Source organism: Streptococcus sp. ELY_137, from assembly GCF_058314515.1.
This window is the reverse complement of sequence record NZ_JBZFUL010000011.1, coordinates 50,514-62,625: the sequence shown is the minus strand read 5'-3', so window position 1 is coordinate 62,625 and position 12,112 is coordinate 50,514. Positions and strand designations below refer to the sequence as shown.

Genomic DNA, 12,112 nt, shown 5'->3' with positions numbered 1-12,112 from the left:
ATCAAACTCTCATTAAAGTTAATCTAACTCAGTCATTTCTGACTTATTTTCGTATTTTTGACAGGTTAATTCCTTAACCCGCACGCTTGGTTTCTTGTCTATTCAGTTCTCAAAGGTCTTTCCTGTCGTTAAAAGCAACTCTTATAGTCTACTACCTTTTTAATCACTTGTCAACACTTTTGTCATCTTTTTGTGATGTTTCTTGCATTGCTTTCATCAGCTTTATTAGTGTATCAAAGCAAAGATGCCTTGTCAATAGATTAAAATTATTTTCTGTATTTTTATTCATGAACCGTACTACAAAAATAGCTTACTCATTATCACTAGATTACTCACATAAATTTTCTATATATAACAAAGCAGCAGTCAATAAAAAAGCAGGCTTAAGACCTACTTTCAACAAGAACTATTTAATGACAATATTGACCAGCTTGTTTGGGACAGCTATGATTTTGATTACTTCTTTCCCTTCAATTTCTTGTTTAATTTTATCATTAGCTAGAGCAAGAGCCTCCAGTTCTTTATTAGAAAGATCTTTAGCTACCATAGCCCTAGCTCGAACTTTACCCTTGACTTGTAAAACAATCTCAACTTCATCCTCAATAAGTTTACTATTATCCCACCTTGGCCATGCAGTGTATGCAATAGTCTCGCCTGAAGACGTTAAAACTTGCCAGAGTTCTTCGGACAGGTGCGGAGCAAATGGTGCTAGTAATTGGATGAACCCTTTAGCATAATCAGCAAACAGCTGTTTTTCCTTATTAGCTGCATTTGTAAACACCATAAGCTGCGCGATAGCTGTATTAAACTTCATGGCTTCAATTTGCTCTGTTACTACCTTAACAGTTTCATGATATACCCTATCTAGAGATCCATTATTGTCAGTTATAATTTCTTTTGTAGTAAATAATCGGTAGACACGATCGAGAAACTTGCGACTACCTTCAAGTCCTTCTTCTGACCAGGCAATCGAAGCATCCAATGGTCCCATAAACATTTCATAAACACGAAGAGTATCAGCTCCATACTGCTCGACTACATCATCAGGATTTACTACATTTTTGAGTGATTTAGACATTTTAGCCGGAGCTTGTTCCAATTCCTCACCAGTCTCAATGCTAAAGAATGAGCCATCACGTTTTTCAACTCTATCAGTAGCTACCAGAGCACCTCGACTGTCACGATAACTGGTTCCCAAAATCATTCCTTGATTAAAAAGTTTTTGGAAAGGTTCGTTTGTTGGAACGACACCAATATCATAAAGAAATTTATGCCAGAAACGAGCGTATAACAAGTGAAGAACTGCATGCTCAGCACCACCAATATAAATATCAACCGGTAGCCATGCTTTAAGTAAATCTTCGTCAGCTAATTTTTTATTGTTATGGGGATCAATGTAGCGTAAATAATACCAGCTAGACCCTGCCCATTGGGGCATAGTGTTCGTTTCACGACGCCCTTTTACACCATCTTCCCGCCTCACTTCCAACCAGTCTGTTAGGTTGGCCAGTGGCGATTCCCCTGTTCCCGACGGCTTAATATCACTCGTTTTAGGAAGGACAAGGGGTAATTCATTTTCAGGAACAGCTGTTGATGTTCCGTCTTCCCAATGAATGATTGGAATAGGCTCACCCCAATATCTTTGACGGCTGAAAAGCCAGTCACGAAGACGATAATTAATTTGCTTCTGACCAAGGTCATTTTCTTCTAGGAAGTCAATGATTCGATCAATAGCATCCTCTTTATTCAACCCGTTAAGAAACTCAGAATTAATATGGAGTCCATCTTCAGTCCAAGCCTCTTTATCCACATCACCGCCCTCTAGGACCGGGATAATATCTAATCCAAATTCTTTGGCAAACTCCCAGTCTCGGGTATCATGGGCTGGCACCGCCATAATAGCACCAGTACCATAACTTGCCAAAACATAGTCAGAAATCCAAATAGGAATTTCTCGACCATTAACAGGATTAATGGCGTAAGCGCCAGTCCAGACACCAGTTTTTTCCTTGTTGAGGTCAGTTCGAGCCAAATCAGATTTTAAACTAGCTTGATGCTTATAATCTATGACTGCCTGCGCTTGCTCTGCGCTCGTAATCACGTCAACTAAATCATGTTCTGGTGCCATCACAGCATATGTAGCACCAAAAAGCGTATCAGGACGAGTGGTAAAAACTGTAAATTGTTTGTCTGTCCCAGCCACCTTGAAATCCACATGGGCTCCGATAGATTTACCAATCCAGTTGCGCTGCATATCCTTGATTGATTCAGGCCAATCAAGATCATCCAAATCATTTAACAATCGCTCAGCATAGGCTGTAATTTTTAGCATCCACTGACGCATTGGTTTACGAACAACGGGATAGCCACCTCGTTCAGAAGTCCCATCAGGCAGCACCTCTTCATTAGCAATTGCCGTTCCTAATTCCTCGACCCAGTTTACAGGAACCTCTGCCTCATAGGCCAGCCCTTTTTCAAAAAGCTTTGTAAAAATCCATTGAGTCCACTTATAGTAATCAGGATCAGTCGTATTAATTTCGCGATCCCAATCGTAAGAAAAACCTAAACTATTAATCTGACGTTTAAAATTAGCAATATTCTGAGCCGTAAAATCAGCCGGATCATTTCCCGTATCCATAGCGTATTGCTCAGCAGGTAAACCAAAGGCATCCCAACCCATTGGATGCAGAACATTGTAACCTTGAGCGCGCTTGTAACGGCTGAGAATATCTGTTGCTGTATATCCTTCAGGATGTCCCACATGCAGACCAGCTCCTGATGGGTAAGGGAACATATCTAAAGCATAAAAATTAGGCTTTGACGCATCAGTTCCTGTCCTAAAAGTATGATGGTCAGCCCAATATTTCTGCCACTTTGCTTCAATTTCTTTGTGATTATAGAAAGTCATAAAATGTTTCTCCGTATTATATAGTCCCATTTATTATAACATTTTCAGCATATTTTTAAAGCAGACATCTTCCAAGCATTTATAAGGCATAAAGAACTAAAAAAGAGGGCAGTGCCCCCCTTTTAATATGACTGTGCATAAATTAGTTATAAATCTTAAAGGCATCGTCATCATTCTGACCAACAAATGGCATTGCTTTACGAAGCTCTGCACCAACCTTTTCAATTTCAAGGTTAGCCGCTTCTTCGCGGAATGCTTTCAAGCGTGGGAAACCAGCATCGTGATCTTCAACAAATTCACGCGCAAATTTACCCGATTGGATGTCTGCAAGAGCTGCTCTCATATTCTCTTTGACTTCTGGACCAATGACACGAGGACCTGTTACGAAGTCACCGAACTCAGCAGTATTTGAGCATGATTGGCGCATTTTCTTGAATCCGCCTTCATAAATAAGGTCAACGATCAACTTCATTTCGTGAAGAACTTCAAAGTAAGCCAATTCTGGTGCATAGCCTGCTTCCGTCAATACTTCAAAACCTGCTTCGATAAGGTGAGTCAAGCCCCCCATAAGAACTGCTTGTTCTCCAAAGAGGTCTTCTTCAGTTTCCTCCTTAAATGTAGTCGTCAAAAGACCAACGCGGGCTGAACCAATCCCTTTAGCCCAAGACATTGCAATATCTTTCGCATTCCCTGTTGGATTTTGGTATACAGCATAGAGAGCTGGAACACCAAATCCTTCTGTATAAGTACGACGTACTAGGTGACCAGGACCCTTAGGTGCAACCATGAAGACATCAACATCTTCTGGAGCTTTAATGTACTCAAAATGAATATTAAAACCATGTGCAAACCCGAGAGCCTTACCTGCAGTTAAATTGGGGGCAATCTCATTTTTATAGATATCTTTTTGGATTTCGTCCGGCGCCAACACCATGATAACATTCGCCAGTTTAGTAGCCTCCGCTACTTCATAGGCATCAAAGCCGTCCTCTTTAGCTTTATCAAAAGATTTCCCTGCGCGAACACCGATAATGACATCGTAACCAGAATCACGAAGGTTTTGAGCATGAGCATGACCCTGTGAACCATAGCCAACGACTGCAATCTTTTTACCTTTAAGTGCATCAACTTTTACATCGTTTTCATATTCCATTGTAACTGCCATAATAAAATCTCTCTTTTCTAAAATTATTTTTCCGCCTTTAACAGGCATAGACAAACATTAACAAACGACATTTTTAGGACAAATCTCGTGAAAAACCTGTTGCTCCCGTGCGAGCAATTTTTTGAATACCGTAAGGTTGAACTACTCGTAAGAGGGCATCAACCTTATTAGCATCTCCCGTCATCTGGATTGTGATAGATTTCAATCCGACATCGATAACGCCAGCTCGAAAAGGTTGGATAACCGCTAGGATCTCTGCTCTTTTATGTGCCGGAGCAGACACTTTAACCAAAATGACCTCGCGTTCTAGGTGAGGGATATCCGTAATATCTCGAACCCGGACAACATCAATCAATCGATTGAGTTGCTTAATAATCTGCTCAGCCTCTTCCAAACTGTCTACTTCGATAATGATAGTAATACGAGAAATCCCTTCTTCCTCTGTATGACCAACCGATATCGATTCGATGTTAACCTGTCGACGCAAAAGGACTCCGGTAAAACGGTTGAGGACTCCCGTTGAGTTGTAGAGTTTAGCTGCTAACATTCTACGCATTGAAAGTCACCCCCAACATTTCAGCATTCGATTTTCCAGATGGAACCATTGGATAAACGTGCTCACGATTAGAAATATCAACCTCAATCAACATAGGTTTATTTTCGGTAATAACCTGCAGTTCCTCCTCCAAAGTGTTCGGGTTAGAAAAATGGTAATGCGCAATACCATAAGACTCAGCCAAAAGTTGAAAATTAGGCTCATCATCAAAGGTAGACTGACTCCGTCGCTCCTCATAGAAGGATTCCTGCCACTGGCGAACCATTCCAAGAGAATGGTTGTTAATCAAAACTACCTTAATCGGCAGGCCATATCCATTCAAAATAGCCAACTCTTGATTTGTCATTTGGAAGCCGCCATCGCCGACAAAGAGAACAACCTCCTTATCAGGATTAGCTAACTTTGCGCCCACTGCAGCTGGTATACCGAATCCCATCGTTCCCAAGCCACCCGATGTGATAAGCTGACGCTCATTCTTGTAAGGGTAAAACTGAGCAGCCCACATTTGATGCTGCCCAACATCTGTCACTACGATAGCTTCTCCTTGTGTTAATTTACCGATAGTTTCAATAGCATGCTGGGGCTTAATAATATCACTATCAAACTTGTAACTAAATGGAGCCTTAGCTTTATTAGCCAATACTTCCTCAGTCCAACTGTCATGATGCGTCCGAACCGTCTCTTCATCCAAAAGAAGTTTCAAAGCTTCTTTAGCGTCACCAACAATAGGAATATCAGTCTGGACAACCTTGCCGATCTCAGCCGGATCAATATCTACATGGGCTACAACTGCATCTTTAGCAAAGGTCTTGGGATTACCTGTTAGGCGATCCGCAAAGCGCGATCCAAAGTTGATCATAAAATCACAATGCGTCATCGCCATATTCGAAGCATAGGAGCCGTGCATCCCTCCCATCCCCAATGCTAGACGATGGCCAATCGGAATCGTTCCCAAACTCAGAAGCGTGGAAACAACTGGGATATTATAACGTTCTGCAAAAGCTACTAATTCTTTAGAAGCACCAGCATAATTAACGCCACCGCCAGCAATGATTAAAGGTTTTTTAGCTTTTTTCAGCTGGGCCAATAGTTTTCTAATTTGAAGGGCATTTGGCAAAATCGTCGGTTGATAGCTAGGTAAGTTCACTTCAGAATCATTGTAGCTAGTCACCTTGGTCTCAGAGACATTTTTAGGAAGATCAATCAATACTGGACCAGGTCGTCCTGTTGTTGCAATATGAACGGCTTCCTTTACAATACGCGGTATCTCTGCTACATCTCGAATTTGATAATTATATTTTGTAATTGGCATTGTAATACCAACGATATCTGCTTCCTGAAAAGCATCTTTACCAATACCAGCCATGGCTACCTGCCCAGTAAAAACCAGCATAGGTACACTATCGCTCATACCATCAGCGATACCAGTGATAGCATTAGTAGCACCAGGTCCACTAGTTACTACAGCCACACCAACTTTCCCAGTTGACTTAGCAAATCCTTCTGCCTCGTGAAGGGCGCCTTGCTCATGGCGAGCAAGGATATGATTAATATCATCGTGCTGATAAATTGCATCATATAAAGGAAGAACCGCTCCTCCAGGATAACCGAAAATAGTATCAATTCCCAGCTCCACTAGAGTATCTAACAGTAAATCAGACCCTGTCTTAGCCTGTTCTAACGAAACTTGATTCATACTACCTCCTTTTTCAGAGTTTTATAGAAAATTCTAACAATTCAAAATTCTTGATTTCTATGATAACATTTTCTAAGAATATTGCAAGTCCAATACACTAAGAAAATCGTTTTCTTTTATAAATAAAAATCCCCTACTTCTTTCCAATAAAAGCGGGAGGGGATTTATTTTAGCAAGAATTAAAAGGATATTAATCAAAGAGAAAACTCTTAGAAACACTATTCAACACTCATAATATAAGGATAAACAGGCTGATTTCCCTCATGGAGCTCCACTTCAATATCCTCGTTCTGAGCTTCTAAAATCTCAGCCAGTTTTTCAGCTAATTCTTGATTGCCATCTTCACCGATGTAAATCGTCACAATTTCACTATCCTCGTTAATCATTTTGTCCACAGTAGCAAGCAAGGCTGCTTCCATATCTGGATTAGATACAAGGATTTCACCGTCAACCATGCCAAGTATATCGTCTTTATGAATCTCTAGACCGTCAATGGTCGTATCTCTAACCGCCAAGGTTACACTACCGCTAACGACCTCTGACAAGCTGGCTGACATGGCTGCTACATTATCCTCTAAATTATTTTCAGGATTGAAAGCCAGTAGACTAGTTAAACCTTGAGGCACCGTTCGACTTTCAACAACAGCAGCCGGAACATCCACAACCTCTGCAGCAGATTGAGCAGCCATAAAGATATTCTTATTGTTAGGAAGAATAAGAATGTTTTCAGCATTAACAGATTCAATCGCCTTAACGATATCCTCCGTCGACGGATTCATCGTTTGACCGCCTGAAATAACATAATCCACACCTTGAGATTTAAAAATTTCAGCCAAACCATCACCAGCCGCAACCGCGATCAAGCCATACCCTTTCTTTTCAGTCTGTACAGGGGCTTCAAGTGCTTCTTCCTTTTTCAGCTGCGCTTCATGCTGTCCGCGCATATTATCTACTTTTACCTTGACAAGTGCTCCGTATTTTAAACCTTCCTGCATAACAAGGCCAGGATCCTCTGTATGGACATGAACCTTAACAATTTCATCATCATTAACAACTAAGAGGGAGTCCCCAAGCTCGTTTAGATAATTACGGAAGCTCTCATAATCAAAATCTTTAACGTAAGTTGGCCCCTGACGCAGCGCCACCATAATCTCCGTACAATAACCGTACTGAATATCCTCCGTAGCCACATGTCCAGCTACAGATTTATGATGTTCAGCATTAATCATTTCAGTCATATTAGCAGGAGTTGCTTGAAACTCTTCAGAAGCCATGTATTCCCCAGTCAAGGCTGACAAGAAACCTTCATAGATAAAAACCAGCCCTTGCCCCCCTGAATCCACTACTCCCACTTCTTTAAGGACTGGTAGCATCTCAGGTGTTTTAGCTAAAGCCGCCTTAGCACCATCAAGGGCAGCCCGCATGACCTCAGTAGCATCATTAGTGGTCTCAGACTTCCTCATAGCAGAGATGGCAGCCCCTCTTGATACCGTCAGGATAGTTCCTTCTACAGGCTTCATAACAGCTTTATAAGCGACCTCTACACCTGCCTGAAGGGCGTTAGCCAAGGCTTTACCATCTAACTCTTCTAAATCTTTAATGGCTTGGCCAAATCCACGGAACAATTGTGATGTGATAACGCCAGAGTTCCCACGCGCTCCCATTAAAAGCCCCTTGGATAAAATCTGCCCTACTCCACCGACTGTAGAAGCCGGTTGATCAGCAACGGCTTTAGCACCATTTTCGATAGTCATCCCCATATTGGTACCAGTATCTCCATCAGGGACAGGAAAGACATTCAATGAATTTACATACTCTGCTTGATTTCCAAGACGAGTAGCCGCAGCCTGCACCATTTCTTGAAATAAGCTTGTCGTAATATTTGACACTAATCTTCTCCTACAACTTTAATATTTTGAATATAAACATTAACTACATTAGCATGAATACCCAATTGATTCTCAAGATTAAACTTCACACGTTCCTGAATATTTTTTGAGACCTCGCTAATCTTGACACCGTAGCTCATGACAGTATAAACATCAACCGTAATACCATCCTCCAACGATTTAACAACAACACCCTTTGAATAATTCTCCTTGCGCAAAAGAGCTTGGAAATTATCCTTGATGGCACTTTTACTTGCCATACCAACAACACCAAAAATTTCTGTTGCTGAACCACCGACAACGGTTGCAATGACGTCATCAGATAACTCAATTTGACCATCTTTTGTATTGATCTTTACAGTCATACTGCTACCTCTCAAGTTTTTATCACTTTATTCTATCATAATCTAAGACTAAAGTACAAAGAATACAGTCTTATCCCTCGATAGCGACACTTACAAACTAATACTCTCCCACCTAGTTACACCATGTTCGGAAATAAAAAAAGAGCCTCTAGGCTCGATTTATTAAACGCGTTCTACTTTCCCTGATTTAAGGGCGCGGGCTGAAGCCCAAACTTTTTTAGGCTTACCATCAACCAAAATGGTTACTTTTTGTAAATTTGGTTTCACAACACGTTTAGTTTTATTCATTGCGTGTGAACGGTTGTTTGCAGATTTTGTCTTACGTCCTGTAAAATAACATACTTTTGCCATCTTACTCTTTCCTCCCACATTATTTTTTACGGATGTGCTAGCACCACATACCATACTAGTCTACCAGAATTAGCCTGACTTGACAAGCTATTTCATACATATTTTGAATTTCAAGAAAGACTAGCCTCCAACAACAGTAAGAAGCGATCTCAAAAAAACAACCCCGCACTTTCGTGCAGGGGCATATTATCACTAAATTTTATAGCTTAAGCTTTGTTTTCGGAACCGAAAACATCAATACGTTCTTCAACTGCGGCTGTAATAGCTTCAAAGCCAGGTTTCAAGAACTTACGTGGGTCGAAGAGTTTCTTCTTATCATATTCAGCTTCGTTAGCATCGTACTCACGTACAAATTGACGAGTTGCATTTGCAAATGCAATTTGACACTCAGTATTAACGTTAACTTTAGCAACACCAAGTTTGATAGCTGCTTGAATTTGATCATCAGGGATGCCTGATCCACCGTGCAATACGATTGGGAAATTAGGCACAGCTGCAGTCAATTTTTCAAGGTGATCAAGATGGAGGCCCTTCCAATTTTCTGGATATGGTCCGTGAATGTTACCAATACCAGCTGCCAAGAAGTCTACACCAGTGGCAACCATTGCCTTAGCATCATCGATTGGCGCTAACTCACCATCACCAACGATACCATCTTCTTCACCACCGATGGTTCCAACTTCTGCTTCTACTGATACACCCTTAGCATGCGCTTTTTCAACAACAATTTTAGCTTTTTCAAGATTTTCTTCGATTGGAAGATGTGAACCATCGAACATAACAGAAGTGTAGCCAACTTCAATACACTCCAAAGCATCATCGAAATGACCATGGTCAAGATGGATAGCAACTGGTACAGTAATACCCATTGACTCTACAAGATTTTCAATGAGAGTCTTGCAAAGTTTATAACCACCCATGTACTTAGCAGCACCCATAGAAGTTTGGATCAATACTGGCGCTTGCTTAGCTTCTGCAGCTCGCAAGATTGCTTGTGTCCATTCAAGGTTGTTTGTGTTAAATCCACCAACTGCATAACCATTGTCACGAGCTGCTTGGACAAATTTTTCTGCTGAAACGATTGCCATTATAAAGGCCTCCTATTTATTTTTCGGGCTGAACCCGTTTACATGTTCATTCTAGCACAAATCACATTAAAAAACTAGTCTCAACAAAAGATTAAAGCGTTTTCCAAGGCAAAGATACCGATGCCGCTCATCACTTTTTAAATCAAAAAATGTACATTGAGATAAGTTACAATAAAACTTTTTTACCTTTGCAATGTATTATTAAACATCAGCGCTTTACCAACCCAATAGTCTAACGCTCCTAGCCCTCTCTCATCCAAATCCAGATAGCCCTTGCGTGGTTTTCCTCTCTTCATAGTGTGGAGGCACCTGTTCTCTTTAGCAAATCGTCATGACTCTCTTTACCGGAACCATCAGACATACGCCCTTTCGACCGCTAATCGTGAGGCAAAGATGTCCCCTGACCATAAAAGCTAAGACACCAAACATCTTTTTCTCAACCACCTCATCTTCAAATAATTCCGGCCCAAGCTGCTGCTCCAGCTCTTTGCGAACAGTATCGCAAGTTGTCTATCGTACACCATACCTTCTCCTTAACGAATCTAACTCAATCTTTACGGGCTTACCAACAATTCCCAGCCAATACCATAACGATCTATCACACGACCATAATAAGGACTGAAAAAATTAGGGGCAAAGGGCACAATGATGTTACCTCCTTGACTGAGTTGCACCATCGTCTGATCAGCTTCCGCTTTATCTGCCATATAGACAGAGATAAACTGCCGTGGAATTTGGTTGGGGTCTGCAACTTCTGTCCCGTATTGGGCAAAGTAGCCGCGATCCTCACCCCAAAGTTGGATATTTCCCAATTGGAGGAACATCCAAGCGACTTTCTCTCCTGCTTCACTTGAAAAATCAGCACTATTAGATAAGTCCTTGACTCTAAAGATTTGCCCAATTGGGCTATTAAATACTCGGCTATAAAGTTGAAAAGCCTCCTCAGCTTGGTCCCTAAATCCCAAAAATACATTTACCTTAGTCATGATGTTGCCTCCTATGCTTCTATATGAGTTATTTTAATTGATAAAGTTTCTATCTAAGTGAACCTAATCTTAGAATCCTTTATCATTTCTTATAGACTGAGTATAGCAAACATGACCTTATAAAACTTATCCTATTTTGACTTTTTTAAAAGGCTGTCCATAACTAACTTCGGTAGATTGACCGTAATTAAAGGGTGATGGGGTTGAGGCTCTTCCATCAAAAGATTAACAGTATAACTAGAATCTTCATCAAAGATTAAGGGGCTATCATGCCTACTACGATAATTATCCAGCATGATAAAAGTAGAAGAAAAATTGGTATTTGTAGCAAGATCACAAGCAAGTAGATAATAGCTCCCTGCTGGTACCCTATCCAGACAAAGACCTTTTGTTGCTGTTGTTGCCAGCCCTACAATAGGTACTTGATTGGGCAGAGGGTCAGGAAAGAGGCCGACAAAAACTATTTCTGGCACATAATCTTTTGGATAGATGAGATTAATCTTAACCTGATTATTTGTCCTTATATCTTTAAAATGGCGATAGTGAAGATTCTCTTTGGTTTCTATAAAATCTTTTAAAAGCCTATAGGCCAAACTAGCCGAAGACTTTTAAGCCTTAGCTCGGCTCCCTGTTTGCTTGCGAAATATTTTTGAAAAATTACTGCTATAGTCGTAACCAACCTGACCAGCAATATGTGTGACATTGCCTTCTTCAGCCAGCAACTTTCGCATACTAACTTGAATTCGCATGGATTCCAAGTACTTTCGATAGGTTACACCTGTCAACTTTTTAAATTGCCGAGAAAAGTAGGACGGCACATAATGAAAATGCTGGGCGACTTTCTCCAAGGAAATGTCATCCGCCAAATGTTCTGCCATGTAAGCTGTAATCGCCTCGATATCCACTTTCTTCCTCCTTTCAATCTCCTCATATAAAACAAAAAAGCAGACCTTACGCCTGCTTATCTTTCAATGCGGAAAGAGGGACTTGAACCCTCACGACCTAAAGCGGTCACAGGATCCTTAGTCCTGCGCGTCTGCCAATTCCGCCATTTCCGCTGTTCTTACAACAGAGTTTATTATATCAAGGGAGATTTTTCTTGTCAATA

General features: G+C 40.9%; 11 protein-coding genes and 1 tRNA gene. All 12 read right to left on the bottom strand.

Annotated elements, in window-relative coordinates:
- Positions 1-406 precede the first annotated feature (406 nt).
- The 12 genes from leuS to AC4HAO_RS08305 all read right to left on the bottom strand — a co-directional run bounded on the left by leuS (position 407) and on the right by AC4HAO_RS08305 (position 12,062).
- Positions 407-2,908 carry a leucine--tRNA ligase gene (gene leuS / locus AC4HAO_RS08360; RefSeq protein ID WP_491094140.1) on the bottom strand — a complete coding sequence of 834 codons (2,502 nt, stop codon included), beginning with the start codon at positions 2,906-2,908 and terminating at the stop codon, positions 407-409.
- A gap of 142 nt (positions 2,909-3,050) precedes the next feature.
- On the bottom strand, positions 3,051-4,073 hold the full coding sequence (ilvC, locus tag AC4HAO_RS08355; protein WP_491094139.1) for a ketol-acid reductoisomerase: 1,023 nt from the start codon (positions 4,071-4,073) through the stop codon (positions 3,051-3,053).
- 73 nt (positions 4,074-4,146) lie between these two features.
- Entirely contained in the window at positions 4,147-4,629 is a 483-nt protein-coding gene (gene ilvN / locus AC4HAO_RS08350) for an acetolactate synthase small subunit (RefSeq protein WP_447452870.1), read from the bottom strand.
- Entirely contained in the window at positions 4,622-6,325 is a 1,704-nt protein-coding gene (locus tag AC4HAO_RS08345; protein WP_491135092.1) for an acetolactate synthase large subunit, read from the bottom strand. Before AC4HAO_RS08345 ends, ilvN begins: the two co-directional genes overlap by 8 nt.
- Before the next feature lie 218 nt (positions 6,326-6,543).
- Entirely contained in the window at positions 6,544-8,214 is a 1,671-nt protein-coding gene (locus tag AC4HAO_RS08340) for a DAK2 domain-containing protein (protein ID WP_491135091.1), read from the bottom strand.
- Positions 8,214-8,579 carry an Asp23/Gls24 family envelope stress response protein gene (locus AC4HAO_RS08335; protein WP_002960106.1) on the bottom strand — a complete coding sequence of 122 codons (366 nt, stop codon included), beginning with the start codon at positions 8,577-8,579 and terminating at the stop codon, positions 8,214-8,216. The genes AC4HAO_RS08340 and AC4HAO_RS08335 overlap by 1 nt, the downstream gene beginning before the upstream one ends.
- A 162-nt stretch (positions 8,580-8,741) precedes the next feature.
- Entirely contained in the window at positions 8,742-8,930 is a 189-nt protein-coding gene (gene rpmB / locus AC4HAO_RS08330; RefSeq protein ID WP_165212339.1) for a 50S ribosomal protein L28, read from the bottom strand.
- Between the two features lie 206 nt (positions 8,931-9,136).
- Positions 9,137-10,018, bottom strand: coding sequence for a class II fructose-bisphosphate aldolase (locus tag AC4HAO_RS08325; protein ID WP_447452867.1), 882 nt, complete (start codon positions 10,016-10,018; stop codon positions 9,137-9,139).
- Positions 10,019-10,572: 554 nt separating this feature from the next.
- Positions 10,573-11,004 (bottom strand): VOC family protein, encoded by a 432-nt coding sequence (locus tag AC4HAO_RS08320; RefSeq protein ID WP_491135090.1) that lies wholly within the window; start codon positions 11,002-11,004, stop codon positions 10,573-10,575.
- Between the two features lie 131 nt (positions 11,005-11,135).
- Positions 11,136-11,477, bottom strand: a complete 342-nt coding sequence (locus AC4HAO_RS08315) for a hypothetical protein (RefSeq protein ID WP_491135089.1) — start codon at positions 11,475-11,477, stop codon at positions 11,136-11,138.
- 135 nt (positions 11,478-11,612) lie between these two features.
- Positions 11,613-11,909, bottom strand: coding sequence for a helix-turn-helix transcriptional regulator (locus AC4HAO_RS08310; RefSeq protein ID WP_491135088.1), 297 nt, complete (start codon positions 11,907-11,909; stop codon positions 11,613-11,615).
- A 67-nt stretch (positions 11,910-11,976) separates the two neighbouring features.
- Positions 11,977-12,062, bottom strand: a tRNA-Leu gene (locus tag AC4HAO_RS08305).
- Positions 12,063-12,112: the final 50 nt, after the last annotated feature.

What these genes read in the sequence shown, in the direction of transcription:
- leuS (WP_491094140.1), bottom strand. Translation starts at nt 2,908, where the DNA reads ATGACTTTCTATAATCACAAAGAAATTGAAGCAAAGTGGCAGAAATAT.
- ilvC (WP_491094139.1), bottom strand. Translation starts at nt 4,073, where the DNA reads ATGGCAGTTACAATGGAATATGAAAACGATGTAAAAGTTGATGCACTT.
- ilvN (WP_447452870.1), bottom strand. Translation starts at nt 4,629, where the DNA reads ATGCGTAGAATGTTAGCAGCTAAACTCTACAACTCAACGGGAGTCCTC.
- AC4HAO_RS08345 (WP_491135092.1), bottom strand. Translation starts at nt 6,325, where the DNA reads ATGAATCAAGTTTCGTTAGAACAGGCTAAGACAGGGTCTGATTTACTG.
- AC4HAO_RS08335 (WP_002960106.1), bottom strand. Translation starts at nt 8,579, where the DNA reads ATGACTGTAAAGATCAATACAAAAGATGGTCAAATTGAGTTATCTGAT.
- rpmB (WP_165212339.1), bottom strand. Translation starts at nt 8,930, where the DNA reads ATGGCAAAAGTATGTTATTTTACAGGACGTAAGACAAAATCTGCAAAC.
- AC4HAO_RS08325 (WP_447452867.1), bottom strand. Translation starts at nt 10,018, where the DNA reads ATGGCAATCGTTTCAGCAGAAAAATTTGTCCAAGCAGCTCGTGACAAT.
- AC4HAO_RS08320 (WP_491135090.1), bottom strand. Translation starts at nt 11,004, where the DNA reads ATGACTAAGGTAAATGTATTTTTGGGATTTAGGGACCAAGCTGAGGAG.